The sequence below is a fragment of the Nonomuraea salmonea genome, from assembly GCF_042428605.1.
Classification (GTDB): Bacteria; Actinomycetota; Actinomycetes; order Streptosporangiales; family Streptosporangiaceae; genus Nonomuraea; species Nonomuraea salmonea.
In genome coordinates this window covers 98721-124767 of sequence record NZ_JBHMCF010000003.1, presented here as the reverse complement: position 1 = coordinate 124767, position 26047 = coordinate 98721, and the positions used below count along the sequence as shown (strand labels likewise).

Annotated in this window: 24 protein-coding genes; 14 read left to right on the top strand and 10 right to left on the bottom strand. The window is 68.9% G+C overall.

The genetic code is table 11. The annotated features are described in order from the left end of the window. Positions 1-98: 98 nt before the first annotated feature. From ACFFR3_RS01795 to ACFFR3_RS01780, 4 genes are all read left to right on the top strand, one after another. Positions 99-1217 carry a polyamine ABC transporter substrate-binding protein gene (locus tag ACFFR3_RS01795; RefSeq protein WP_364384587.1) on the top strand — a complete coding sequence of 373 codons (1119 nt, stop codon included), beginning with the start codon at positions 99-101 and terminating at the stop codon, positions 1215-1217. 74 nt (positions 1218-1291) lie between these two features. After that, positions 1292-2095: an ABC transporter permease gene (locus ACFFR3_RS01790; RefSeq protein ID WP_364384590.1), complete on the top strand. Its 804-nt coding sequence runs from the start codon at positions 1292-1294 to the stop codon at positions 2093-2095. Beyond that, positions 2088-2867, top strand: coding sequence for an ABC transporter permease (locus tag ACFFR3_RS01785; protein WP_379482490.1), 780 nt, complete (start codon positions 2088-2090; stop codon positions 2865-2867). Before ACFFR3_RS01790 ends, ACFFR3_RS01785 begins: the two co-directional genes overlap by 8 nt. Further along, positions 2854-3903 carry an ABC transporter ATP-binding protein gene (locus tag ACFFR3_RS01780; protein ID WP_345397918.1) on the top strand — a complete coding sequence of 350 codons (1050 nt, stop codon included), beginning with the start codon at positions 2854-2856 and terminating at the stop codon, positions 3901-3903. The genes ACFFR3_RS01785 and ACFFR3_RS01780 overlap by 14 nt, the downstream gene beginning before the upstream one ends. On the opposite strand, the gene ACFFR3_RS01775 is transcribed toward ACFFR3_RS01780, so the two are convergent. Then, complete coding sequence (locus ACFFR3_RS01775) at positions 3897-4511, bottom strand: TetR/AcrR family transcriptional regulator (RefSeq protein ID WP_345397921.1); 615 nt, start codon at positions 4509-4511, stop codon at positions 3897-3899. The genes ACFFR3_RS01780 and ACFFR3_RS01775 overlap by 7 nt on opposite strands. 117 nt (positions 4512-4628) lie before the next feature. Here ACFFR3_RS01775 and ACFFR3_RS01770 point away from each other — a divergent pair, with 117 nt between their 5' ends. From ACFFR3_RS01770 to ACFFR3_RS01745, 6 genes are all read left to right on the top strand, one after another. After that, positions 4629-5894: a glycosyltransferase gene (locus tag ACFFR3_RS01770; protein WP_345397923.1), complete on the top strand. Its 1266-nt coding sequence runs from the start codon at positions 4629-4631 to the stop codon at positions 5892-5894. Positions 5895-5921: 27 nt separating this feature from the next. Then, positions 5922-7319 carry an aminobutyraldehyde dehydrogenase gene (locus ACFFR3_RS01765; RefSeq protein WP_364384601.1) on the top strand — a complete coding sequence of 466 codons (1398 nt, stop codon included), beginning with the start codon at positions 5922-5924 and terminating at the stop codon, positions 7317-7319. Between the two features lie 251 nt (positions 7320-7570). Further along, on the top strand, positions 7571-10777 hold the full coding sequence (locus ACFFR3_RS01760; RefSeq protein WP_379482489.1) for a nitrate- and nitrite sensing domain-containing protein: 3207 nt from the start codon (positions 7571-7573) through the stop codon (positions 10775-10777). Then, entirely contained in the window at positions 10774-11196 is a 423-nt protein-coding gene (locus tag ACFFR3_RS01755; RefSeq protein WP_090935862.1) for a roadblock/LC7 domain-containing protein, read from the top strand. Before ACFFR3_RS01760 ends, ACFFR3_RS01755 begins: the two co-directional genes overlap by 4 nt. A 21-nt stretch (positions 11197-11217) precedes the next feature. Next, positions 11218-11625 carry a DUF742 domain-containing protein gene (locus tag ACFFR3_RS01750; RefSeq protein WP_245956307.1) on the top strand — a complete coding sequence of 136 codons (408 nt, stop codon included), beginning with the start codon at positions 11218-11220 and terminating at the stop codon, positions 11623-11625. Next, entirely contained in the window at positions 11606-12184 is a 579-nt protein-coding gene (locus ACFFR3_RS01745; RefSeq protein ID WP_355421430.1) for a GTP-binding protein, read from the top strand. Before ACFFR3_RS01750 ends, ACFFR3_RS01745 begins: the two co-directional genes overlap by 20 nt. Positions 12185-12240: 56 nt before the next feature. Here ACFFR3_RS01745 and ACFFR3_RS01740 read toward each other — a convergent pair whose 3' ends face one another. The 5 genes from ACFFR3_RS01740 to ACFFR3_RS01720 form a co-directional block, all read right to left on the bottom strand. Next, positions 12241-12984 carry an ABC transporter ATP-binding protein gene (locus ACFFR3_RS01740; protein WP_345397938.1) on the bottom strand — a complete coding sequence of 248 codons (744 nt, stop codon included), beginning with the start codon at positions 12982-12984 and terminating at the stop codon, positions 12241-12243. A 182-nt stretch (positions 12985-13166) separates the two neighbouring features. Continuing rightward, positions 13167-14390, bottom strand: coding sequence for a flavin-dependent oxidoreductase (locus tag ACFFR3_RS01735; protein WP_379482715.1), 1224 nt, complete (start codon positions 14388-14390; stop codon positions 13167-13169). A 19-nt stretch (positions 14391-14409) separates the two neighbouring features. Beyond that, entirely contained in the window at positions 14410-15198 is a 789-nt protein-coding gene (locus tag ACFFR3_RS01730) for an ABC transporter permease (protein WP_345397941.1), read from the bottom strand. 11 nt (positions 15199-15209) lie between these two features. Beyond that, positions 15210-16025, bottom strand: coding sequence for an ABC transporter permease (locus ACFFR3_RS01725; RefSeq protein WP_364384611.1), 816 nt, complete (start codon positions 16023-16025; stop codon positions 15210-15212). Next, positions 16022-17023 (bottom strand): ABC transporter substrate-binding protein, encoded by a 1002-nt coding sequence (locus ACFFR3_RS01720; RefSeq protein ID WP_364384613.1) that lies wholly within the window; start codon positions 17021-17023, stop codon positions 16022-16024. Before ACFFR3_RS01720 ends, ACFFR3_RS01725 begins: the two co-directional genes overlap by 4 nt. A gap of 664 nt (positions 17024-17687) precedes the next feature. Here ACFFR3_RS01720 and ACFFR3_RS01715 point away from each other — a divergent pair. The 4 genes from ACFFR3_RS01715 to ACFFR3_RS01700 are packed head-to-tail and all read left to right on the top strand — an operon-like array spanning position 17688 to position 21979. After that, a complete protein-coding gene (locus tag ACFFR3_RS01715; protein WP_345397952.1) occupies positions 17688-20573 on the top strand; it encodes a sensor histidine kinase in 2886 nt (961 codons plus the stop codon). Beyond that, on the top strand, positions 20570-20992 hold the full coding sequence (locus ACFFR3_RS01710; RefSeq protein ID WP_364555720.1) for a roadblock/LC7 domain-containing protein: 423 nt from the start codon (positions 20570-20572) through the stop codon (positions 20990-20992). Before ACFFR3_RS01715 ends, ACFFR3_RS01710 begins: the two co-directional genes overlap by 4 nt. Continuing rightward, entirely contained in the window at positions 20992-21411 is a 420-nt protein-coding gene (locus tag ACFFR3_RS01705; protein ID WP_379482488.1) for a DUF742 domain-containing protein, read from the top strand. The genes ACFFR3_RS01710 and ACFFR3_RS01705 overlap by 1 nt, the downstream gene beginning before the upstream one ends. Continuing rightward, positions 21392-21979, top strand: coding sequence for a GTP-binding protein (locus tag ACFFR3_RS01700; protein WP_345397954.1), 588 nt, complete (start codon positions 21392-21394; stop codon positions 21977-21979). The genes ACFFR3_RS01705 and ACFFR3_RS01700 overlap by 20 nt, the downstream gene beginning before the upstream one ends. A gap of 108 nt (positions 21980-22087) precedes the next feature. Here the strand turns inward: ACFFR3_RS01700 and ACFFR3_RS01695 are convergent, their stop codons facing one another. From ACFFR3_RS01695 to ACFFR3_RS01680, 4 genes are read right to left on the bottom strand one after another with little or no spacing between them, the layout of a single operon-like run. Next, positions 22088-23128: a methyltransferase gene (locus ACFFR3_RS01695; RefSeq protein ID WP_364385938.1), complete on the bottom strand. Its 1041-nt coding sequence runs from the start codon at positions 23126-23128 to the stop codon at positions 22088-22090. 18 nt (positions 23129-23146) lie between these two features. Further along, a complete protein-coding gene (locus tag ACFFR3_RS01690; RefSeq protein ID WP_364385935.1) occupies positions 23147-23944 on the bottom strand; it encodes an ABC transporter permease in 798 nt (265 codons plus the stop codon). Further along, on the bottom strand, positions 23941-24717 hold the full coding sequence (locus tag ACFFR3_RS01685) for an ABC transporter permease (RefSeq protein WP_364385932.1): 777 nt from the start codon (positions 24715-24717) through the stop codon (positions 23941-23943). Before ACFFR3_RS01685 ends, ACFFR3_RS01690 begins: the two co-directional genes overlap by 4 nt. Further along, positions 24714-25781: an ABC transporter substrate-binding protein gene (locus ACFFR3_RS01680; protein ID WP_379482487.1), complete on the bottom strand. Its 1068-nt coding sequence runs from the start codon at positions 25779-25781 to the stop codon at positions 24714-24716. Before ACFFR3_RS01680 ends, ACFFR3_RS01685 begins: the two co-directional genes overlap by 4 nt. Between the last annotated feature and the right edge of the window lie 266 nt (positions 25782-26047).

The window sequence follows — 26047 nt, the reverse complement described above, 5'->3', positions numbered from 1 at the left end:
CATGTTGATTTCTGCTGCAACACTCCTGCTCTGGTCGGCTGTGTCCGGTAAGGTCGCGCGACCCCTCTTACATCTCAATTTCAGAAGGAGTAGCGGCCGTGTCCCGTTCCCGGTTCACCCGTCGTCTCCCGGCCACCGTCGCGGTGGTCGGCCTCGCGCTTGCCGTCGCGGCGTGCGGCGGTGGGGCCTCGTCAAGTTCACAGGAGACGACGGGGGCGGCGGCCGAGCTCAAGCCCAACGCGGACCTGACGAAGCAGTCGTTGCAGGTCACGGTCTGGGACGGTTACCTGCCCAAGGAGCTGGCCGACAGGGTCAAGTCGACCCTCAAGGTCAAGGACATCAAGATCCAGCTGCACGACACCAACGAGACGGCGATGACCAAGCTCACCGCCCCCGGTGACAGCGGCATCGACGTGGCGTTCGTGTCCGGCCAGTACGCCCAGGCGCTCAACGCCATGGGCCTGCTGGAGCCGATCCACCCCGAGCTGATCCCCAACCTGGCCAACCTCTACCCCGAGGCCACCCAGCTGTCCTACGACAAGGGCAACAAGTACTCCGTGCCCTACACCTGGGGCACCACCGGCATCTGCTACCGCAAGGACCTCGTGAAGAAGGTCCCGGACAGTTGGAACGATATTCTCAAGCCCCCGGCCTGGGCCGAGAAGAAGGTCACCATGATGACCACCGAGCGCTGGCTGGCCCTGCCCGCGCTCAAGGCCCTCGGCTACTCGGTCAACACCGACAAGGACGAGGAGATCGAGAAGGCCCGCGAGCTGCTGGAGGAGCAGAAGCCGCACCTGCTCACCTACGACGACACCACCTTCGGTGACCGCCTGGTCAACGGCGAGGCCGTCATGGTCGAGGCGTGGGACGGCTGGTGCCCGACCACCGACCCCAAGGGCAACATCGGCTTCGCGAACCCGAAGGAGGGCAGCGACCTCTGGGTGGACACCATGGTGATCCTGAAGTCCTCCAAGAACAAGGAGGCCGCGCACGCCCTGATCAACTACATCCTGAGCCCCGAGGTGCACAGCTGGGCGGCCGTGAACATCAACTACAAGGTCCCCAACAAGGCGGCCATGGAGCAGGTGAAGATCCCCAAGGGTTCGCTGCTCGGCATCGCGCCGGACAAGCTGCTCGACGGTGAGTCGATCATCGACCTGGGCCAGGCGTCCACCAAGTACACCCGCCTGTCCGCCGACATCCAGGCGAAGTAGTTGTCGTTGTAGTGAAGTCAGAGGTCAAGGCCCGGCCGGCGTCCCGTTCCCGAGGGCGTCGGCTGGGCGCGTTCGTGTTCCTGACACCCGGGCTCGCCTACCTGCTGGTGCTGCTGCTGGTGCCGCTGGCGCTGGTGCTCAGCTACACGGTGTTCCAGCGGGGGCGCTTCGGCGGCGTCGTCTACGAGTTCACCACCGAGAACTTCAGCCGGCTGATCGACCCGCTCTACTTCGGCGTGGTGCTGCAGTCGCTGAAGATCGCGGCGGTGACGACCGTGATCGCGTTGCTGATCGGCTATCCGACGGCGTACCTGATCGCGCAGCTGCCGCGCAAGTGGAAGACCATCGCGCTGGTCGCCGTCGTGCTGCCGTTCTGGACGAACTTCATCATCCGCGTCTACGCGTGGATCATCCTGCTGAGCGGCCCGGGGCTGATCAACAGCGCGCTGAACGTCTTCGGCATCGAGCCCTTGGAGCTGCTCTACAACGAGGGCGCGATCGTGACGGGGCTGCTGTACTCGTACCTGCCGCTCATGGTGCTGCCGCTGTACGCCGCGATCGAGCGGCTCGACCCGCAGCTGCGGGAGGCGTCGGCCAACCTGGGCGCCTCGGCGTTCACCACGTTCAGGAAGGTCACGCTGCCGCTGACCATCCCCGGCGTGCTGACCGGAAGCATGTTCGTGTTCGTGCCGAGCCTGGGCAACTTCGTCATCCCCGAGCTGCTCGGGGGCAGCAAGTCGATCATGGTGGGCAACCTCATCAGGCAGCAGTTCCTGACCGCGCGCGACTGGCCGTTCGGCTCGACGCTGGCGCTGGCGGTGATCGCGATGCTGATCGTGCTGCTCATGATCCAGGCCTGGGTGACGCGCCGTGCGTAGGTCAAAGCTCCTGTACGTGCCGTTCTGGGCCACGTACGTCTTCCTCTACCTCCCGATCGCCGTCCTGGTCGTGATGTCGTTCAACGCGGGCGACTCGGCGTACAGCTTCGACGGCTTCAGCCTCAAGTGGTACGGCGAGCTGGCCCGCGACGACCGGGTCCTGTCCGGCGTGGTGAACACGCTGATCGTGGCCGCCGGCTCCACGGTGATCGCCACCGTGCTCGGCACGCTGCTGGCCGTCGGCCTGGTCCGGCACACCAGGTCCAAGGTGCTGGAAGCGGTCGCGCTGATGCCCGCCGTGCTGCCCGACCTGGTGATCGCCATCGGCCTGCTGATCCTGTACGGGACGATCCAGCTCACGCTCGGCCTGTACTCGGTCGTGCTGGCCCACGGCGTGTTCGCGATGGCGTTCGTGGCGGCGGTGGTGCGCACCCGGCTGACGGGCGCGGACACCTCGCTCGAGGAGGCGTCACGCGACCTCGGCGCGGGACCGGTCACCACGTTCATGAAGATCACGCTGCCGCAGCTGATGCCGGGCATCGTGGCCGGCGCGCTGCTGGCGTTCACGCTGTCGCTGGACGAGTTCGTGATCGCGTTCTTCACGATCGGCAACAGCGAGCAGACGCTGCCGATCGTCATCTACTCCATGATCCGATTCGGGGTCACTCCGAAGATCAATGCGCTGGCCGCGATCGTGCTGCTGGTGAGCTTCACGGCCGTGATCGCCGGGCAGCGCCTGACCAAGATCGGGGAATCGCGTGCTCGAGATTGACGGGATCACCCGGAAGTTCGGCAGTGTCACCGCGCTGGACGACGTCTCGCTGGAGATCGAGCAGGGGGAGTTCTTCGCCCTGCTCGGGCCCTCCGGCTGTGGGAAGACCACGCTGCTGCGCATCATCGCCGGGTTCGAGACGCCCGACGCGGGCGGTGTCACGCTCGACGGGGAGGACCTGCTGGCCAAGCCGCCGAACCGGCGGCCGATCAGCCTGATGTTCCAGTCGTACGCGCTGTTCCCGCACATGACCGTGGCGAAGAACGTCGCGTACGGGCTGGAGCGGGAGAAGCTGCCCCGCCAGGAGGTCAAGCAGCGCGTCGGCGAGGTGCTGGAGACGGTGGGCCTGTCGGCGCACGCGGGGCGCAAGCCCGCGCAGCTGTCCGGCGGCCAGCGGCAGCGCGTGGCGCTGGCCCGTTCCATCGTCAAGCGGCCCCGGCTGCTGCTGCTCGACGAGCCGCTGTCGGCCCTGGACAAGAAGGTCCGCGCCGACATGCAGCTGGAGCTCAAGCGGCTGCAGCACGAGGTGGGCATCACGTTCGTGGTCGTCACGCACGACCAGGAGGAGGCCATGTCGCTGGCCGACCGCATCGCGGTCTTCGACAGCGGCCGGGTCTGCCAGGTGGACGAGCCCATCGCCCTCTACGAGCGGCCCCGCTCGCCCTTCGTGGCCGACTTCGTCGGCGCCAACAACCTGTTCACCGGCACCGCGAGCGGCCTTGAGGGCATCAAGAGCACGACGTTCGGCATGCTCGCCGGCACGCCGCTGGACGAGCTGGAGGCGGGCGCGGAGGCGCTGCTGGCGGTCCGGCCCGAGAAGATCGAGCTGGCCGAGGAGAGCGCCACCAGGGGGCTGCCGGGCACCGTGCTCGACGTCAGCTTCTTCGGCGGCGTCTCGCACCTGTCGGTGCAGGTTCAGGGCCAGGACAAGCCGGTGCTGGCCGCCGTCCAGGGCGCCGGCACGATCAAGGCGGGCGCCAAGGTCAAGGTGCGCTGGAACGCCGAGGACGCGGTCATCATGGCGGCCGGTCAATGAGCCAGGTCGTTGCCCGTCGCCGCGCGGGCGTAGGACAGGATCAGCCCGGCAGCCTCGGCCGGGCCGATCAGGGGGTGCCTGGCGGTGATGCGGTAGCCGTAGGCGTCCTCCAGGGCCACCAGGTTGCGGGCGATCGTCACCGAGTCGGCGCTCAGCCTGAAGACGCCCAGCGCGGCCCCGGTGTCCAGGATCGCCTGGTACATCGAGACCTGCCGGTCGTACAGGGAGGTGAGCAGCACGCCGTAGACCCGGTTGCGGCCCGCGGCCCCGCCCAGCTCGTTGAGCAGGCGCACGTCGGGGTCGAGCGGCCCGGTGGGCAGCCCCGACCTGATCGTGACGACCAGCTTCTCGACCGGGTCGGTGATCGTGGCGAGCCGGCGCAGCCGCTGCTCGTAGAAGCGCTCCATGCCCGCCTGCTGCGCCTCGACCAGCAGCTCGCTGAGGTCGGGGTAGTGGTAGAGCACGGCGCCGGAGGTCAGCCCGGCCTCCTCGGCGACGTGCGAGAGCTGTACACCGTCGATGCCATGGCGGATGATGGCCCTGCGTGCGGCTTCGATCAAGTCGATGCGCCGGTCACTGCGGCTCTTGCGCTGAGCCACCCTCACCACCTTCACTCCTTAGGCCACTGTTCAGTTGGCCGTTGACCATAGTGCCCTTAACTTGACCTTCACGCTAGATCCGTTTTTGAATTCACCTTCAAAATGACGAGTTCTCCCGGAGTCTCGATGTCTCTCACCTTCCTGTTCATGCCGGAAAGCGCGTACGGACCGACCAACAACTCCATCGGCATCGGCGACATCCTGCGCAAGCGCGGCCACCGCGTCGTCTTCGCCGCCGAGGCCTCGTGGAAGGGCAAGCTCGAAGCGCTCGGCTTCGAGGAGGACCTCGTCGACCTGGCCCCGCCGTCCGAGGAGGAGCAGGACCCCGGCCAGTTCTGGAAGGACTTCATCCGCGAGACCGCGCCGGAGTACCGCAAGAGCACGCGCGAGCAGCTCGAGACCGTCACCAAGCCCATCTGGGCCGAGCTCATCGACGGAGCGAAGTACTGCGAGCCGCAGCTCAAGGCCATCATCGAGCGGGTGAACCCGGACGTGATCATCGAGGACAACGTGCTCACGTTCCCGGCCCTCATCACCGCCGGCAAGAAGTTCGTGCGCATCGTCTCCTGCCAGCCGCTGGAGGTGCGCGGCCCGAACATCCCGCCGGTCTTCTCCGGCCTGCCCGCGAACGACCGCTCCGAGTGGGACGCCTTCCGCGCCGAGTACGAGCGCACCCACCGCGAGCTGTGGACCGCCTACAACGCGTGGTGCGTCGAGCAGGGCACGCCGCCGCTGCCCGACCTCGACTTCATCCACGAGGGCGACCTGAACCTCTACGTCTACCCGGAGATCCTCGACTACGTCGCCGAGCGCCCTCTGGGCCCGGCGTGGCACCGGCTCGACTCCTCGGTGCGTGAGACCGAGCAGGACTTCGAGCTGCCCTTCGAGCGCAACGAGCACGCGCTGATCTACTTCTCGCTCGGCTCGCTCGGCTCCGCCGACGTGGGCCTCATGCAGCGGGTGATCGACGTGCTGGGCACCACCCCGCACCAGTACGTCGTCTCCAAGGGCCCGCTGCACGAGGAGATCAAGCTGCACGACAACATGTGGGGCGAGGAGTTCCTCCCGCAGACTAAGATCATCCCACTGTGTGACTTGGTCATCACCCATGGCGGCAACAACACGACCACCGAGGCGCTGCACTTCGGCAAGCCGATGATCCTGCTGCCGCTCTTCTGGGACCAGTACGACAACGCCCAGAGGGTCGATGAGCTCGGCTACGGTGTCAGGCTCTCCACCTACACCTTCACCGACGAAGAACTCACAGGGGCGATCGCGAAGCTGCTCGGCGACACCGAGCTGCGGGCGCGGCTCGCCGCCTCGGGCGAGGAGATCAGGCGCCGCGACGGCCTGCGCAAGGCCGCCGACCTGATCGAGCAGCTCGGCCAGTAGCACGACCCGAAAGTTGAAGTCTTCCTGATGCGCGAACTGATCAACCCCGCCACCGGCCTGCCCTTCGCCGAGGTCCCCGACACGCCTGTCGAGGAGGTCGCGAAGGCGGTCTCGGCCGCGCGCGCGGCGTACGAGGAGTGGTCGCAGGCCACTCCCGGCGAGCGCGCCCGGGTGCTGCTGCGCCTGGCCGACCTGGTGGAGGCCGAGGCCGAGGAGCTGACCAGGCTGGAGGTCGAGGAGACGGGCAAGCCGGCGGCGGTCTTCCGCGACGGTGAGCTGCCCTTCGCCGCCGACAACCTGCGCTTCTTCGCCGGGGCCGCCCGGTCGCTGGAGGGCACCGGGGCCGGGGTGTTCAGCGCCGGCTACACCTCGGTCCTGCTGCGCCGTCCCGTCGGGGTGGTGGGGTCGATCGCGCCGTGGAACTTCCCGTTCGTGATGGCGGTCTGGAAGGTCGGTCCCGCGGTGGCCGCGGGCAACGCCGTGGTGATCAAGCCGGCTCCCCAGACCCCGCGTACGACGCTGCGCCTGGCCGAGCTGTTCGGCGCGGCGGGCGCACCCGATGGCCTGGTGCAGGCGGTGACCGGCGGCGCCGAGGTCGGCCAGGCCCTGGTCACCGACCCCGGCGTGGACATGGTGAGCGTCACCGGCTCGACCGAGACCGGCCGCGCCGTCATGACCGGCGCGGCCGCCACGCTCAAGCGGGTTCACCTCGAGCTCGGCGGCAAGGCGCCCGCCCTGGTGTTCGAGGACGCCGATCTGGCGGAGATGGCCCGGGGCGTCGCCATGGGGGCGACGTACAACACCGGCCAGGACTGCACCGCGGCCACCCGCGTCTACGTCGCCAGGGAGGTCTACGGCGACGCGGTGGAGGCGATCAAGGAGACGCTGGCCGGCATCACCGCCGGCGACCCCTGGGACCCGGCGACGGACATCGGCCCGCTGATCTCCGCCGCGCACCGCGACCGCGTGCACGGCTTCGTGGAGCGGGCCGGAGGGCGCGTTCCGCACGGAGGCTCCCCGATCGGGGGCTCCGGCTTTTTCTATCCACCCACGCTTGTGACTGATGTCGCACAGACCAGCGAGATCGTCCAAGGTGAGCTGTTTGGACCGGTCCTGGTCGCGCTCCCGTTCGATGGCGAGGACGAAGCGGTCCGGCTGGCCAACGACACTAGATACGGTCTCGCCTCGTCGGTGTGGTCGCGTGACGTGGCTCGCGCGATGCGCGTATCACACCGGCTGGACGTGGGAGTGACCTGGGTCAACGACCACCTGCCCATCGCCAGCGAGGCTCCGCACGGCGGGGTGAAGGGCAGTGGGTTCGGCAAGGACATGAGCCAGGAGGCGGTGCAGGAGTACTCGGTGACGCGGCACCTGATGGTGAAGCATGCGGCACCGGCCGAGCGGGATTCGTTCCGCCCTGCCTGAAAACGTGGTGGCGCTATCGTGCCCAAAGTGCCTCTTTGGGCGCATGTGATGGGATATGTTCGGTTGGCCGATCTGGTACGGGTTGTGTTCCAATTACCCGGCCGGACAGAATCCCATGCGCCACACGCGTGTCTGATTTTCTTCGAGCACGTACCGGCGAGAGGTTGCGAGACTCAGTGAGGACGAAAGACCCCAGGCACACCCGGTCAGGGGAGTACACAGGCGGACGGTTCCGGCTGGCGAACTGGCGTGTGCGCTCAAGGCTGGTCGCGCTGATCCTCATCCCCACCGTCGTGGGTGTGCTGCTCGCCGGCGTCCAGCTGGCCAACGCCATCGGCACCAGCGCCGAATACCAGCGGCTCACCCAGGTGGCCGAGCTGGTGCAGCGCGTCGGCGGCCTCAACCACGAGCTGGCCAGGGAGCGCACGCTCACCGCCTGGTACGTCGCCGACCGCCGCAGGGGCGGCCGCCTGGTGCAGCTCAAGACCCAGCGGCAGGCCACCGACAAGGCCAAGCAGCAGGTGCTGTCGGCCGCCGCGGCCATCGACGCCTCCCACTCCACCCGCGTGCTCGACGGTGTCAGGAACATGCGCCGCTGGCTCGAGGGTCTCGACAGCCTCCGGGAGTCGATGACGGGCAGCGTCCCCGCCCGAGCCGTCGTCGGCACGTACAGCACGATGATCGAGACGTTCTCCACGCTCCAGAGCGACCTCGGCGACGGTGTCAGCGACGACGCCCTCCAGGGTGACGTGGCCGCGCTCGGCTCGCTGCAGCGGATGAAGGAGGAGGCCGCGCGCCAGCAGATCCTGCTCATCAACATGCAGCTGCAGCGCGGGACCAAGGTCGACAGCTCCGACTGGTCGGACTTCCTCGGCTCCTGGGACAAGCAGCAGACCGAGCAGACCTCGTTCGAGCTGGAGGCCGCCGCCCAGGACCTCAAGACCTACCAGGACACCGTCAAGGGCCCGCAGGTCGACCTCGCCGACGCCATGCGGCAGCGCGCGCTGGCTCAGGTGAGCGCCACCAACCGCATCCGCGACCTCGACGTCACCACCAACCGCGACCTCAACGAGTGGTACGAGAGCACCACCACCGTCGCCAACGCGATGCGCAAGGTCGAGGACGGCCTGGCCACGAAGATCGTGACGACGACCCGAGACCTGAGCGCGACCGAGCAGCGCAACGCCATCATCTCCGGTGCGCTGATCCTGGTCCTGCTGCTCCTGGTCCTCATCATCACCACCCGCGTGGCCGGCTCGCTGGTCCGCCCGCTGCGCCGGCTGCGTGCCGAGGCGCTGCAGGTCGCCACGACCCGGCTGCCCGAGACCGTCCGCGTGCTGCGCGAGTCGGGTGAGGGCGCGCAGGTGCCAGAGGTGCCGTCGGTCGGCGTCAACACCCGTGACGAGATCGGTGAAGTGGCGCGGGCGTTCGACGAGGTCCACCGCGAGGCGATCCGGCTGGCGGGCGACGAGGCCAAGCTGCGCGCCAACGTCAACTCGATGTTCGTCAACCTCTCCCGCCGCAGCCAGACGCTGGTCGAGCGCCAGCTGCAGCTCATCGAGGGCCTGGAGCAGGGTGAGGAGGACGAGCAGCGGCTCGCCAACCTCTTCCGCCTCGACCACCTGGCCACCCGCATGCGGCGCAACAGCGAGAACCTCCTGGTCCTCGCCGGCCAGGAGGCCGCGCGCAAGTGGAGCGAGCCGGTGCCGCTGGTCGACATCGCCCGCGCCTCGCTGTCGGAGGTCGAGGGCTACGAGCGGGTCCAGATCCAGATCCCGTCCGGCACCCAGATCGTCGGCCCCGCCGTCACCGACGCCGTCCACCTGCTCGCCGAGCTGATCGAGAACGCCATCTCCTTCTCCCCGCGCGAGAGCAAGGTCACCGTCACCAGCACCCCCGCCGAGGGCGGCGTGCTGGTCACGATCAACGACCAGGGCATCGGCATGAGCCAGGAGGAGCTGGCCGAGGCCAACTGGCGCCTGGCCAACCCGCCGGTCGTGGACGTGTCCGTCTCCCGCCGCATGGGCCTGTTCGTGGTCGGCCGCCTGGCCCTGCGCCACGGCGTCCGCGTCCAGCTCAGCATGCGCGAGCACGGCGGCCTGAGCGCCCTGGTGATGATGCCCGACATGCTCATCAGCAACGGGCAGGGCAGCCAGCAGGGCCAGTACGAGGCGTTCACCACGTTCGACCCGAGCTCGCTCGGCCAGCCGTCGCGCAACGGTCACCCGTCGTTCGACGACATGCCCGACCAGGTGATGGACACGCAGTGGCCGGGCTCGCTGCCCGCGCCGGGCACCGGCAACTGGCCGTCGTTCGGCGAGCAGCCGCCGGCCTTCCCCGACCCGGCGCCGGCCTTCCCCGACCCGGCTCCGTCCGCGTTCGGCGACCAGCCGTCGGTCTTCGGCGGCGACCAGCCGCCCGCGTTCGGTGAGCCGCCGCGGGCCGAGGAGCCGCGCTGGCCGTCGTTCGCCGAGGAGACGCCCGCTCCGCAGAACAACGTCCCCCAGCAGCCCCTGGGCGAGCAGCGCTGGCCGTCCTTCACCGACGAGCAGCCGCCCGCGGCCGAGCCGAAGCCGTTCGCGGAGAACCGGTGGCCGTCGTTCGCCGAGCAGCCGCCGCCCCTGCAGAGCGACGAGCCGCAGTGGCCGTCCTTCGCCACCGAGCCGCCCCAGCAGCAGCCGCAGCAGGAGGAGCCGCGCTGGTCGTCGTTCGCCGACCCGGCGCCCCGAAGGTCGCTGTTCGAGTCGGATGACCGGGTCAGGCCCCAGTTCGGTGACGGCTACCGCTCGCCGTTCGCCGACGAGCCCAAGCCGGCCGACCAGTTCGAGCAGAACGGGCACTCCGCCTACAATCCGTTCGGCCCCGGCGACTACTCCTCCCAGGACATGACCGGTCCGCTCCCCGCGGTGCGCAACTCGCCGATGGAGGAGCAGAACGAGGAGTTCCTGCCGATCTTCTCCTCGGTCGGGTCGGACTGGTTCCGCCGTCCCGACCCTGAGGTGCTCAAGCCGCGCCACGAGATCGAGCCCGAGTCCGAGCACGAGATCACCGCGGTGCACCCGCCGGTGACCGACGGGCCGCCGCCGCAGGCGGCCGCTCAGGGCGGCCCGAGCCAGAGCCCGGCTCAGGGCGGCGTGAGCAGGTCCGGGCTCCCGCAGCGCAAGCCGGGGGCGTCGGGTGTGAGCGCGTCCTGGTCGTCGCCCGCCGACTCCGGTTTCCAGGCGGCACAGGCCGCGGTCCAGCCGCAGCAGGGCGGCACGACGCAGTCGGGCCTGCCGCGCCGCGTTCCCAAGGCCAACCTGGTGCCCGGTACGGCCAGCCTGGCCGAGCCCCAGGCGACCTCACCAGCACCGCAGATCTCACCCGAGCGGTTGCGCAGCCGGCTCTCCAGCTTCCAGCAGGGTGTCCGGCAAGGCCGGGCGTTCACCCGCGGAGAAGAGAATGAGGAGGACAAATGAGAGAAATGAGCCAGGGAGCGCGTGGCATCAGCTGGCTGATCACGGACTTCGTGAACAACGTGCCAGGCGTCGCCCACACGGTCGTGGTGTCGTCTGACGGGTTGCCGCTGGCCTTCTCCGAGGGTTTTCCCAAGGACCGGGCCGACCAGCTGGCCGCCGTGGCCTCCGGCGTGATCTCCTTGACCCAAGGCGCCGCGCGGGTTTTCGAGGGCGGTATGGTGACCCAGACCGTTATCGAAATGCAGCGTGGGCTCTTGATGATCATGTCGATCAGTGATGGATCCTGCTTGGCCGTCCTGGCGGCTCCCGACTGCGACATGGGTCTGGTCGCGTACCAGATGACGTTGCTGGTCGAGCGGGCCGGTCAGGTGCTGACGCCGGCCGTACGCGCTGAGCTGCAAGCGGCCCGCCCCCGCTGAATCGGGCGGTGACAGGAGAACATGGTGTCAGGTCAGCAGGGTTGGGCTGGTGATAGCACTCCGCCGCATCCGGCGGCTCCCCGTCCGCAGAAGCCGAGCTCCTTGGTACGGCCCTATGCCGTGACAGGGGGGCGCACGGCGCCGCGGATGAAGTTCGCCATGGAGGCACTTGTGTCCTCCGTGACGTCTGAATACCAAGACATTTCCCTACTAAGTCCGGAGTATCAGGCGATCATTCAGCTGACTCGGAACGTCCGGTCGGTTGCCGAGATCTCCGCCCTTTTACGCCAGCCTCTTGGCGTGGTCCGGGTGCTGATCGCCGACATGGCGTCGGAAGGCCTGATCCGCGTGCACCAGCCTGCGCTGGACGCGGGAAAGCCGGACCTCAACTTGCTCGAAAGGGTGCTCAGTGGACTTCGCAGGCTCTAGCCCCGGCCTAACCTCGACGAAGATCGTCGTGGCCGGGGGCTTCGGCGTGGGGAAGACGACATTCGTGGGTGCGGTCTCGGAGATCCTGCCGCTCACCACGGAGGCGGTCATGACGGACGCCTCGGCGCACGTCGACGACGTCTCGCTCACGCCGAACAAGACGACCACGACCGTCGCGATGGACTTCGGCCGGGTCTCGCTCGACCGCGACCTGATCCTGTACCTGTTCGGCACGCCCGGGCAGCACCGGTTCTGGTTCATGTGGGACGACCTCGTCCGCGGCGCCATCGGCGCGGTCGTCCTCGTGGACACCCGCAGGCTCGCCGACAGCTTCCCGGCCATCGACTACTTCGAAGAGGCCAAGCTGCCCTTCGTGATCGGCATCAACGGCTGGGACGGTCAGTTCGCGCACGCCGAGGACGAGATCAGAGAGGCGCTGTCGATCGGCGACCACATCCCGATCGTGCGGCTCGACGCCCGGCAGCGCGAGTCGGTCAAGTCCACCTTGATCACCTTGGTGGAGCACGCTCTGACCCGCCACATGCACTCGCCGGTCTGACGACACGACAGGGTGCCGCCCGATCGCCGGGCGGCACCCTGTCGCGTCGTGAGCGGCTAGACCGTGGCGTGGCCGCGGACGAGCCGGCCGACCTCGGCGCGCAGGTGCACGAAGTCGGGGTGCTCGCGGGTGCTGATCTGGTCGCGCGGGGCGGGCAGGTCCACCTTGAGGTCGCCCACGACGTGCGCCGGCGCCTTCGACAGCACGACCACCCGGTCGCCCACGTAGACGCTCTCGTCGATGTCGTGGGTGATGAGCACGATCGTCATCTGGTGGTGGCCGCGCACCTTCAGCACCAGGTCTTCGAGGTCCTCCCTGGTCTGGGCGTCCACCGAGCCGAACGGCTCGTCCATGAGCATCAGCGTGGGCCGGTAGGCCAGCGCCCGCGCGATGGCGACGCGTTGCTGCATGCCGCCGGAGAGCTGGAACGGGTATTTGCGCCCCGCACCCTCCAGGCCCACCGACTCCAGCGCCTCCTGGGCGGCTTCGCGCCGCTGGCGCTTGTCCATGTTCTTGCGGCGCAGCGGCAGCGCCACGTTGTCGGCGACCGACATCCAGGGGAACAACGAGCGGCTGTAGTCCTGGAAGACCACGGCGAGGTTGTCGGGCGTCTGGCGGACCAGGTTGCCCTCGACCTTGACCTGCCCGCCCGTCGGGGTGATCAGGCCGGCGATGGAGCGCAGCAGCGTGGACTTCCCGCAGCCCGACGGGCCGACGATGCAGAGCAGTTCGCCCTCGGCGACGCTCAGGTTGAGTCCTTCGATGGCGTGGTGCGCGTTGGGAGTACCGCCGCCGTACACATGGGAAAGGTTCTCTATCTCGAGCAATGGAATTCCTAGGGGGGCGAGACCGCGGGCAGTGCGGCAACTCTTTCAGAGTCGGAAATGACTCTAGCGGAGCGGTAAATGGGGGACATGTCAGTCAGGTGAACCTAATCAGGGCGTGATCTTACTCTTGCCGGAACGTCACTGCTATCAGCCGTTCACACACTCCAGCTCTCCCTTTCGTTGAGGGCGCGCACGTCCGCGTCGGAGATGCGCCGCTGCGCGCCCGCCATGGCGGCCAGCTCCTCCTCGGCCAGCACGTCGCCGATCTCGGTGAACCCGCCGGGCGCGCGCTCGGTCACCAGCGTGACCGTCTCGTCGACGGGCAGCGCCCGGTGCGCCAGCACCAGCTCCGACGTGGCCGGGCGGCGCTCCTCCTCGTACGCCGCGAGCGCGCTTTCCTGGTCGTCGTACGTCGCCAGGCACCGGGCCAGCACCCGCGCGTCGAGCACCGCCTGGGACCCGCCGTTGGAGCCGATCGGGTACATCGGATGGGCGGCGTCGCCGAGCAGCGTCACCCGTCCGCGCCCCCATTGCGGCAGCGGATCACGATCGACCATCGGATATTCGAGTATCCGGTCGGTGGCGGAGAGCAAAGCATGGATGTCGGCGGGGCGGTACTTCCATGACGAGAAATGCGCCAGCACCTCCGCCAATCTTCCCTCGCGGTACCAGTCGGCCCCGGGAACGGCTCCTGGGTCGCCCACCTTCACCTCGGCCACCCAGTTGATCAGCCGCGGATTACGCGCCGAGATGTGATAAGTGACGAATTTCCCGGCCCGGTTGGAGCCGCCCACCAGGACGGTGGCGCCGTCCATGATGGGCTCGCCCTCGGCCACCCCGCGCCACATCCGGATCCCCGACCACAGCAGCGGACCGCCCTGCGGCCAGAGCCGCGCCCGCACCGCCGACTGCACGCCGTCGGCGCCGACCAGCACGTCGGCCCGCTCCTCGACCACCCGGCCGCCCTCGCGCAGCGTGACGCGCACGCCGTCGCCGTCCTGCGCGAGGTCCTCGAACCTGACGCCCGTGCGCACCGGCACGCCCCGCTCCTCGACCGCCGCGAGCAGCGCGAGCTGCAGCTCGCCGCGGTGCACGCTGTATTGGGGCCACCGGTAACCCGCCGCCCTGCCGCGCGGCAGGGCCAGGATGACGTTGCCATGCCGGTCGGCGAAGGTCATGAAGGCCGTCTCCACGCCCAGCTCCGCCAGCGCGCCGCCGAGACCCAGCTCGGTCAGCTCGCGTACGGCGTGGGGCTGCAGATTGATGCCCACGCCGAGCGGCCGCAGCGAGCGGGCCGCCTCCACCACCACACAGTCGAGCCCGGCGGCGTGCAGGCTCAGCGCCGTGCTGAGCCCCCCGATGCCGCCGCCCACGATCATCGTCCGCACCTCAGGGACTCTAACCGACGAGGTCCCTGGCGGCGTGGTGCCAGGCGAGCACGCGCCGCTCGACGACCAGGAACAGCTCGTTGAGCAGGTAGCCGAGGATGCCGAGCAGCACGATCCCGGCCCACATGGCGGGCAGGTCGAACGTCGAGTACGCGTCGGTGAGCTGGAAGCCGATGCCGTTGGTGGTGCCGGGCAGCAGCTCGGAGAAGACCATGACGATCAGCGAAAGCGACAGGGCCAGCCGCAGCCCGGCGAACATCTTGGGCAGCGCGGAGGGCACCACCACCCGCAGCAGCCGCTCGGCCCGCGACAGCCGGAACGCCTGGCAGGTCTGCAGGTGCAGCGGCTCCACCGAGCGGGCCCCGTCGGCGGTGTTGAGCAGCACCGGCCAGACGATGCTGAAGACGATGAACGCCAGCTGCATCCGCATCCCGAAGCCGAACACCACGAGGAACACCGTCACCAGCGCGGGCGGCGGGATCGCGCGCAGGAACTGCAGCACGCCGTCGAGGTAGTCGTACACCCGGGCCGACAGGCCGATCGCGAGGCCGAGCAGCACCCCGGCGAGCGCGCCGCCGGCGAAGCCCAGCGCCATCCTGCCCAGGCTGGGCAGGATGTTGCCGATGGCGGCGTCGGTCAGGAAGAGCGTGGCGGGCGAGCCGGAGAACCACATGGCGTGCATCCGGGTCACGATCGTGCTCGGCGTCGGGAAGAACGGGCTGGCGGCCAGCAGCGTGGCCACCTCCCACACCGCGATCAGCCCGGCCAGCACGAGGACGCGGAAGACGGCCGTACGCATGCCTCTCCTCCTCATGCGCGCTCCCCGAGCTGCTCGTGGTGCCAGCGGAAGGCGCGCCGCTCCACCCAGACCAGCAGGGCGTTGACGGCGACCCCGAACAGGCCCACCCAGAACACCCCGGCCAGGATGTCGGTCATGCGGGCGGGCACCGCGATGCCGGCGAAGAAGATGAACACGCCGATGCCCTCGCCGCGGCCCGCCACGATCTCGGTGCTCACGGTGAGGATGAGCGCCACCCCCGCGGCCAGCCTGACGCCCGTCAGGATGAAGGGCGCCGAGCTGGGCAGGCTGACGCGCAGCAGCACCGACAGGGGGCCGAAGCCGTACGAGCGCAGCGACTCCTTGGCCAGGGGGTCGACGCCGCGCAGGCCGTACATGGTGTTGTAGAGGATCGGCCAGAGCGAGGCGTAGACGACGAGCGCGACACGGTGCTGCAGCCCCGTGCCGATCACCAGCGCCACCAGCGGGATCAGCGCGACCGACGGGATCGGCCGCAGGAACTCCACCACCGAGCGGGTGGCCGCGTCGATGATCGGCACGCTGCCCAGCAGCAGGCCGAGCGGCACCGCGAGCACGGCCGCCAGGCACAGCCCGATCGCCCAGGCGAGCGCGCTGGTCAGGGCGTGGGCCTGGAAGGCGGAGTCGGCCAGCAGCGTGACCGCGCGGACGACGATCTCGCTGGCGGGCGGCAGAAACTCGGGGTCGGCGAGCCCTGTCCTGCTGAGCAGTTCGATCAGCGCGGCGAAGGCGAGCGCCCCGGCCGCCCGGCGCGACCACCGGGTGGCCGGCGACGCCGGGCGGACGGGGGACAGGGTCTGGGCGCTCACCCGGACGTGGTGGGCGACATGAGCGTCTTGACGTCGATGGCCTTCGTCAGCCACTTGGCCTCCAGCATCCAGTCGGCCACCCGCTGGAGGCGGACCGGGTTGTCGTTGCTGGAGAAGTAGGGGAAGGTCACCGTGGCGGCCGTGGCCGCGTCGATCTGCGTGAAGTTGGGCAGCACCTTGGCCACGACCTCGCGGTTGTTGGCCATGAGTTTGCCCGCGTTGTGGATGGCCCGCTGGAAGGCCGCGGCGGTCTTCGGGTTCTCGTCGTACCACTCCTGGGTGCCGACGTAGCCGGAGATGGGGAACTCGGCCGCGGGACCAGAGGCCGGGTCGAGGATCTTGCGGGCGCCCATGGTGGCCGTGGCGGCGGTGACCATCGGCTCGCCGAGGTAGGCGGCGTCGATCTGGCCGCCCTTCCACGAGGGCATGATGTTCTGGAACGTCACCTGGACGTACTTGATGGTGGCGGGGTCGACGTTGTTGGCCTTGAGCACCTGGGTCAGGGCCAGCTCCTGGAAGTTGTGCAGGACGTTGACGTTGATCGTCTTGCCCTCCAGGTCTTTAGGCGTCTTGATGGGCGAGTCGGGCAACGCCATGATGCTGAGCGAGTCGGGGGCCGCGCGAGAGCCCTCGGCCAGGATGCGCAGCTTCAGCGCCTGCTTGTCATGGGCGGCGAACATCGACACGTAGTTGCCGAACATCGCGTCGATCTCACCCTTGACCAGCATGGGAATGGCCTCGGGAGCGGCCTGGACGACCTGTGGCGTCACCTCCAGGCCCTCCTTCTCGAACAGGCCCTGGTCGATGGCCACGTAGATGGCGGCGCTGTCGATCGCCGGCAGCGTGGCGATCTTGAGCTGGGTCTTCTCGAGCCCACCCGCCGCGTCCGCGGACGGAGGGGCGCTGGTGTTCGGGTCGCCGCCCGAGCTGCACGCCACGGCGCCGAGCGTCAAAGCGAAGCCGATGATGGCGGCCCTGGCGGAACGGCCAAACCTCATGTCAGGGACTCCCTTCGGATGGAGCCAGGGGGGAACCGGGCGGCTTTCTGCTCCCGGGGACTGTGTGCCTGACGCACAACAGAGATCGACGGTAGCACCAATTGCCGGTCATTTATCGGAAAGCAGACACTTGAGGTTGCAATGTCTGTTTGCCGCTCTATCGTGAAATTTTGGCGGCCGTACGAGATCTTGACGTTTGTCTGTTTTGGGAAAGGGGTGTCAGCCGGGACTTCCGTTACTCATGATGCCGGTCGTTCGATCTCTGTCCGCGAGTCGGGAGGTGGCTCGTGGAACGATCTCCTCTTGCCTGTTTCCGCTGGTCGTAGGTGGTCTACCGATTCTGTCATATTTTCTGGACATCTAGGGACAAACACCTCATCGGGGCACTAGTAGTGGTTGGCCCTTCCCCACCCGTGTGCTCAAATGACGCTTATCTCGATATGTCGCCGTACGAAATGTGCCCCACCTGCAATACCGCTGGTCCACCCGAGAATTTCCCTCAAAGGGCGAGAGGTTGCGAAGGCAAGTGAGAACGCAGAACGCTGAAGCTTCCGCTGACCGCGAGCCGCACGGCCATCAGAAGCGACGGCTGTCCAAACCTTCCTCCGGCAGGTTCGGACTGGGGAACTGGCATGTCCGGTCGCGCCTCATCGCGCTGATCGTCGTGCCCACCGCCGTCGCCGTCGGCCTGGGCGGGCTGAACGTCATCACCTCGCTCAGCGATGCCCGCACCTACCAGACCCTCAGAGAGGTCGCCGAGCTCAGCCAGCAGCTCGGGGCCGTCACCCACGAGCTCGGCTTCGAACGCGACGAGACCGCCCTCTACATCGCCCAGGGCCGGCCCGAGAACCGCGAGGCACAGCTGCGCACCACCTACAGCCAGGTGAACGGCCTCATCGACGAGGCCAAGCAGCAGGCCAACGCACTCGGCGACAGCCACGGCGAGGCCGTGCGCCCGGTGCTGCGCCGGCTGGAGGAGATCCCGACGCTGCGCGAGACCGCGGTCAACGGCAAGATCCAGCCGCTGCCCATGATCAGGAAGTACTCGGAGATCATCTCGGCGCTCCTGCAGTTCCACGACCAGGTGGGCCAGGTGGCGGTGGACGACGAAGTGGCCGACTCCGCCAGCGCGATGGCGGCCATCTCCAGGGCCAAGGAGCAGGCGTCCAAGCAGCGTGGCATCCTCGCCGGCGCGCTGGACAAGAAGGGCTTCGACAGCGGCGAGCTGGACGCGCTCACCGACGCCAAGTCGCGCGAGGAGAGCGAGGAGACGCTCTTCGCCACGCTGGCCACCCTCGACCAGCTCGAGCTCTACCGCAACACCGTCGTCGGCAGGGACGTCGACCAGACCGACCTGTTCCGGCTGCGCGCGATGGCGCAGGCGGCGGAGGGCAGCGATGAGCTGAGCATCAGCGGCCGCGCCGATCGCGACGTGGCGACCTGGGTGGACGTCAGCACCGGCAAGATCGACGCGCTGCGTACCGTGGAGCGGGAGCTGTCGTCCTCGGTCATCCTGCGGGCCAGGGGCCTGGAGGAGGGCGCCAACCGCTCGGCGATGATCTCCGGCGGGCTCATCCTGCTGCTGCTGATCGTGGTCATCGCGATCATCTCGCTCATCGCCCGCTCGCTCATCAGGCCGCTGCGCCGGCTGCGCCGCGAGGCGCTCGACATCGCCGGGCAGCGCCTGCCGGAGACCGTACGGCAGCTGCGCGAGAGCAGCGACGGCACGATCGGCCCCGTCGCGCCCATCGGGGTGGACACCCACGACGAGATCGGCGAGGTCGCGCGGGCCTTCGACGAGGTGCACCGGGAGGCGGTCCGGCTGGCGGGGGAGGAGGCGCGGCTGCGCAGCAACGTCAACGCGATGTTCGTCAACCTGTCGCGCCGCAGCCAGACGCTGGTGGAGCGGCAGATCACCCTCATCGACGGCCTGGAGCAGGGCGAGCAGGACGAGCAGCGGCTCGGCAACCTGTTCAAGCTGGACCACCTGGCCACCCGCATGCGGCGCAACAGCGAGAACCTGCTCGTCCTGGCGGGCCAGGACCCGCCGCGCCGCTGGAGCCAGCCGGTCAAGATCGTGGACGTGGCCCGCGCCTCCCTGTCGGAGGTCGAGAGCTACGAGCGGGTCGTGCTCCAGGTGCCCGACGGCGTGTCGGTGGCCGGCCAGGCCGTCAACGACGTCATCCACCTGCTCGCCGAGCTGGTCGAGAACGCGCTGTCGTTCTCGCCGCGCGAGACCAGGGTGACGGTGTCCGGCAGCAGGATCGACGGCGGCGGCGTGATGCTCTCCATCACCGACTCCGGCATCGGCATGACCCAGGAGGAGTTGGTCGCCGCCAACGAGCGGCTGATGGAGGCGCCCAGCGTGGACGTCTCCGTCTCCCGCCGGATGGGCCTGTTCGTGGTCGCGAGGCTGGCGCACCGCCACGGCATCCGCGTCCAGCTCCGCCCGCACAGCTCGGGCGGCCTGACCGCGATGGTGCTCATCCCCGAGAACATGCTCGGCTCCCAGGCGCCGAACTTCAGCGGCATGCCGTCCTTCTCCGGCAACCAGCCGCCGGCCCTGGCGGGCGCGGCGAGCGGCGGGCCGCGAGGGGACGAGCCGTACTCGGGGCCGCACCCCGCGCCGCCCGCCACGGACTGGCCGCAGCCACCCGCGGTGCAGTACGGCCCCGGGCATCCGTCCTTCCCGTCGAGCCCGGAGTTCGGCTCCGGCTGGCCGTCGCCCAACCCGGAGGGCTCGGCCAGCTGGAGCCCGCCCCCGCAGGGCCAGGACGCCGGATGGAGCGCTCCGCCCGGCCAGGACGCCGGCGCGGGATGGGGCTCGCCCCCGTCGGGAGCGCCGGGCCAGGACCCCGCCTGGGGCGCCGGCCCGCCGGTCAAGGACGGCGCAGGCTCGTGGGGCACGCCCCCGGCGTCCGGCCAGGACTCAGGCGGCGCGTGGGGCTCGCCCTCGTGGCAGCCCGACCCCACCGCCTGGCCCGCCGAGCCGCACGCGGGCGACGTGTGGACGCCGCCGCGCAACGCGTGGAACGGCGAGAACGGCCTGCCCAGGCGGCCCACGCCCGAGGCGCCGCCCGGCGGCTGGGGCAAGGACACCATGCCGCCGCAGCGGCCCGGCTTCGAGTACCAGTCGGAGCCTGGACTCGGCGGCGAACCGCCGCCGCGCACCGACGACCACCTGCCGATCTACTCGGCGGTGGAGTCGGCCTGGTTCGGCGCCAACGGCGCGAGCTGGGGCTCCTCCAAGGCGGACGCCGCATGGAGCGCGGCGGAGGCGGCCGCCCGCGAGCCCACCCGCGACGGCGCCACGGTGAACGGCCTGCCCAAGCGGGTCCCCAAGGCGAACCTGGTGCCCGGCTCCGCCGACACCGCCGCCTCGCCCAAGGGCGTCTCGCCGATGCCGACCGTCTCGCCCGACCGGGTGCGCAACCGGCTGTCGAGCTTCCAGCAGGGCTTCAGAGCAGCACGTGACGACATCACCGAGGGCAGGGCGTTCCCCTCTGGTCCCTCAGGCCCTAAGGAGAACGAAAGGGAGGAGGACGCATGAACGATCTCAGCCACGCGGCGCGTGGAGTCGACTGGCTGATCACCGACTTCGTCAACACGGTCCCCGGCGTCGCGCACGCGGTGGTGGTCTCGTCCGATGGTCTGCCGTTGGCGGCGTCGGCGGGTTTTCCTGCTGATCGTGCTGATCAGCTGGCTGCGATCGCGTCGGGTTTGGTGTCTTTGACGCAGGGTGCGGCGCGGGTGTTCGAGGGGGGTGCGGTCAATCAGACGATCGTGGAGATGCAGCGCGGGCTGATGCTGATCATGTCGATCAGTGATGGTTCGTGTCTGGCTGTGCTGGCGGCGCCGGACTGTGACATGGGTCTGGTGGCGTATCAGATGACGCTGATGGTCGATCGCGCCGGTCAGGTGCTGACTCCGGCTGTGCGTGCGGAGCTGCGCGCCAGCCAGACCAGGTGATGTACGTGTCGGACCCCAGATGGAACAGCGGCGGTTGGGCTCCTCCACCTCAGCCTCAATCCCAGTCGCAGCTGAATCCCGACCCCGCCTCGCCCGTCCGCCCCTACGCCGTGACCGGTGGACGGACGGCGCCGCGGGTCAAGCTGGCGATGGAGGCCCTGGTGTCATCGGCGACCGCCGAGCAGCGGGAGTTCTCGCATATCACGCCGGAGTACCAGGCGATCAGCCAACTGTGCCGGCAGGTCAGGTCCGTCGCGGAGGTGTCGGCCCTGCTGCGGATCCCGCTCGGCGTGGTCCGGGTGCTGATCGCTGACATGGCCGCCGAAGGTCTGGTCCGCGTGCACCAGCCACAGCTGGACGCCGGTCGGCCGGACGTAAATCTGCTGGAAAGGGTTCTAAGTGGACTTCGCAGGCTCTAGCCCCGGGCTCACCTCGACGAAGATCGTGGTGGCGGGAGGTTTCGGGGTGGGCAAGACGACGTTCGTCGGCGCGGTGTCGGAGATCATGCCGCTGACCACGGAGGCCGTCATGACCGACGCCTCCGCGGGGATCGACGACCTCGGCATGACGCCGCTGAAGTCGACCACGACCGTCGCCATGGACTTCGGCCGGGTCTCCCTCGACCGCGACTTGATCCTGTACCTGTTCGGCACGCCCGGGCAGCACCGGTTCTGGTTCATGTGGGATGACCTGGTGCGGGGCGCCATCGGCGCGGTCGTGCTGGTCGACACCCGCCGGCTCGCCGACAGTTTCCCGGCCATCGACTACTTCGAGGAGGCCCAGCTCCCGTTCGTGGTGGGTGTGAACGGGTGGGACGGCCAATATCCGCACAGTGACGCCGAGGTGCGCGACGCGCTCACCCTGGCCCCGCACATCCCGATGGTGCGGCTCGACGCCCGCTCCAAGGACTCCGTCAAGAACGCGCTCATCCAGCTCGTCGAGCACGCGCTGTCGGTCCGCATGGCAGTGCCGGGCTGGGGCGGCTGACCCCCGGCTCCGGTGCCGCGCCGGCGACGAGCCGTGCCCCTTCCCGGCTCGCCGGACGCGGCACCCGCGCTCCGGCCCTGCTAGCGCTGCCCTCTCATCGCTGCTCTGTCATCGTTGCCGGGCCTCGATGAGGCTCGCGCCGGAGCCCAGCTCGACCACGTCGCTCATCGCCAGACCCGCCCGGCCGAGCAACGCCGCGTACTCGTCGCGGCTGCGCTCCGCACCGCCGTTGAAGATCGCCAGCATCCGCAGGTCGATGTCCTTGCCCAGGTGCGGCCGCTCGTCGTCGGGGAGCACCACCTCCAGGATGAGGACGCGGCCGCCGGGGTTCATGGCCGTGCGGACGTTGGTGAGGATCTTGACGCAGTCCTCGTCGTCCCAGTTGTGCAGGATGCTGGCCAGCAGGTAGACGTCACCGCCGGACGGCACCGCGGCGAAGAAGTCGCCCGCCACCACCTCGGTGCGCTCCGCCAGACCCTCCTCGGCGAGCGCCTGCCTGGCGTGGTCCACCACGTGCTCCAGGTCCATCAGGACGCCGCGCAGCCCGGGGTTGGCGCGCAGCACGGTGGCCAGGATGTGGCCCTTGCCGCCGGCCACGTCCACCATCGTCCCGGTGGCGGGGAAGGCGTAGCGCTCGGACAGGCCCTCGGTGAACGGCACCGCCCTGGCCGCCATGTAGTCGTCGAACAGCGTGCTCGACTCCGGCTTGCGGGCCAGGTAGTCGTACAGGGGGCCGTACTGCTCGATGAAGGCCGAGCGGCCGGTGCGCACGGTGTCGGGCAGCGTGCGCATGGCGTACCAGAAGCCCTCCTCGCCCAGCATGCGGATCGAGGAGCGGACGAAGCCGGGCGCGTCCGAGCGCAGCGCGCCGCCCCGCTCGGTCAGCTCGTACGCGTCCGCCTCAGCGTCTGTCTCAGCGTCTGTCTCAGCGTCTGCCTGCACGGCCCTGACCAGGTCCATGGCGGCCAGTTCGCGCAGCACCCTGCGCAGCGAGGGCGCGTGCGCCCCGGCCCGCCGCGCCAGCTCGGGCGTGCTCAGCGGGCCCTGCGCGAGATGGTCGGCCACGCCCAGCTCCGCCATGGTGAGCAGGGCGGCGAAACGCGAGATGTCACCCAGGGCACCCCACAGGAGGTCGTCGGAATGCGGCATGAGTCCTTCCAGGGGAGGTCAAGGATTGCGCGTGGCCTGCCGGTGCCACACCAGCACACGGCGCTCGGCCAGCACGAACAAGGAGTTGACGACGTAACCGAGGATGCCGAGCAGCGTGATCGTGGCCCACACCGCGGCGCCGTCGAAGCTGCGCTGCGCCTGCAGGAGCTGGTAGCCGATGCCGTCGCTGCCGCCGATCAGCTCGGTGAGAACCATGAGGATCAGCGCGAGCGACAGGCTCAGCCGCAGCCCGGCGAAGATCTTCGGCGAGGCGGCCGGCAGCACGACCACCCGCAGCCGCTGGAACCTGGTCAGGTTGAAGACGGTGGCGGTCTCGGTGTACGTCCTGTCGATCGCCCTGGCGCCGTCGATCGAGTTGAGCAGCACCGGCCACACCACCCCGAACACGATGGTCGCGAGCTGGGTGATCAGCACACCGTACGGCGAGTGCAGCCCGGCCTGGAGCACCAGGAACACGGGGATCAGCAGCGGCGGCGGCAGCGAGCGGCCGAACTCGATCAGCGGGTCCACGTAGTCGGTCGCCGTGCGGGAGCGGCCGAGCAGCATGCCGGCGATGATCCCGATCAGCGCCGCCAGGATCCAGCCGCCGAACATGCGGCCCAGGCTGGGCAGGATGTTGTCGATCGCGTCGTCGGTGAGGAAGATCCGGCTGGCCGGGCCCGAGAACCACAGCTCGTACATGGCGGCCACGATCGTCGTGGGCGGCGGGAAGTCGGTGTTGCCGACCGCGCGGGCGGCGAACTCCCAGACGACGAGCAGGGCCGGGATGACCCAGATCTTGGTGAGGAGCTTCACGACTCCGACGCCCCCGTCCGCATCCGGTGCCAGTGGAACAACCGGCGCTCGCCGGCCAGGAGCAGCACGTTGGCGAGCACGCCGAGGACGCCGGCCCAGACCGTGGCCGCCATCATCAGGTCCGTCCTGTTGCCGCTGCCGGCCAGGTTGACGAAGACGCCGATCCCGGCGACGCCGCCGGCCAGCAGTTCGGCGCTGACCGCGAGGACGAGCGCGATGCCCGCGGCGATCCTGACGCCGGTCGCGACGAACGGCGCGGCGCTCGGCAGGCTCACCCTGGTCAGAACCGCGAGGGGGCCGAAGCCGAAGCTGCGCAGCGACTCCTTGGCCAGGGGGTCGACGTCGTGCATGCCGTACAGGGTGTTGATGAGGATCGGCCAGACGGAGGCGTAGACGATGACCGAGATCTTCATGAGCTCGTCCACCGGGATCAGCAGGATCGCCAGGGGGATGATCGCCACGCTCGGGATCGGCCGCAGGAACTCCAGCACGGGCCTGATCGCCCGCTCCACCGGCGCGAGCGCGCCGAGCAGCACGCCCACCGGCACGGCGATGGCGGTGGCGATGAGCAGGCCGAGCACCCAGTTGGTCAGGGTGGCGCCGAGCCCGGCCAGGAAGTCGGGGTCGGCGGGCAGGCGCACGGCTTCGAGCAGGATGGTCGACGGTGCGGGGAACTGCAGGTCCTCACTGATGCCGAAGCGGATGACCAGCTCCCCGGCAACGAGGAACCCCGCGGCGCCGGCGGCGCCGCGGAGCAGACGTGCGATCGTCACTTCGACGCGGGAGCCGCGATGACCGACTTCACGTCGATGGGGCTCTTCAGGTAGCCGTACTCGAGCATGAGGTCGGCGACCTTCTGCAGACGGTTGGCGTTCAGCTCACTGGGGAAGGAGCCGAGCGTGATCACCGAAGCGGTCTTGGCGTCGATCTTCGTGTACTTCGGCAGCATGGCCTCGATCTCCTTGCGGTCGCTGGAGACGAGTTGCTGAGCCTTGCCGATCGCGCGCTGGAAGGCGGCCAGCGTCTTCGGGTACTTCTGCGCCCAGTCCTCGGTGGCCATCCAGCCGGCGATGGGCAGGTCGGCGGTCTGACCGGTCATCACGTCCGCCAGCTTGCGGAAGCCGTGCTGGCTCTGGTTGGCGGTGATGAACGGCTCGGTGATCCAGCAGGCGTCGGCCTGGCCGCTGAGCAGCGCGTTGCCCATGTCGGGGAACGGCTTCTCGACGAACTTGACGTCGTCGGCCGTCAATCCGGCGACCTTGAGCTGCGTCAGCGTGGTGAGCGTGGCGACATTGTTGAGGTTGTTGACCAGAATGGTCTTACCCTTCAGATCCGCCACGGTCTGAATCTTCGAATCCTTCGGCACCATCAGGTTGAAGGTGTTCGGGCCCGCCTGGTACATGTCGGCGACGAGCTTGATCTTCTTGCCCTCGCTGACCGCCGCGAACGTCGAGACGTAGTTGGTCATCGAGATGTCCAGAGCGCCGCTCAGAATCTGCGGAAGTGCCGCGGCACCACCGGTGATGACGGTCGGCTGAACGGTCAGGCCCTCTTCCTTGAAGTAGCCCTTCTCGTTCGCGACATAGAGAGCCACCGGGTCAGGTACGGGCAGGGCGCCGACCTTGATGGTGGTCTTCTCGAGGCCGCCGCTGTCGGCCGACGTGGTGCCAGGGTCGTCGGATCCGCCGCAGCCGGCAAGAGTCAGAGCGACTGCGACGCCGACAGCAATGGCGTTACAGCGCAGTTTGCGTGTCATGGGGGGTTCTCCTACCAGGGGGAAGCTTCTGGAGATCGGCACTGTATGCCGGGCGTGAAGCGTACCGGAGGCTAGATCCAAACGGCAGCACTATGCCGCGTTTATGCACTTTATCTGCTAAAGATGACTGTCCAGGGATATAGATGTAAATATAGGCATAAAGTAGGTTTATGGGTTGTATGTCCGGATTGAGGTGCTGGTTGCGCTCCGTGGTCAAGGGCTCGCCACGTGAACAAGGTGTCATTTGGAACGGTTGAAAACATTCGAGACGTTGGCCTAAGTATGAGGTTTGTGCTCAAATTGGGCCTCGAACTTGCCTGCGATCACTCGTCCTTGTGACGAAGCCG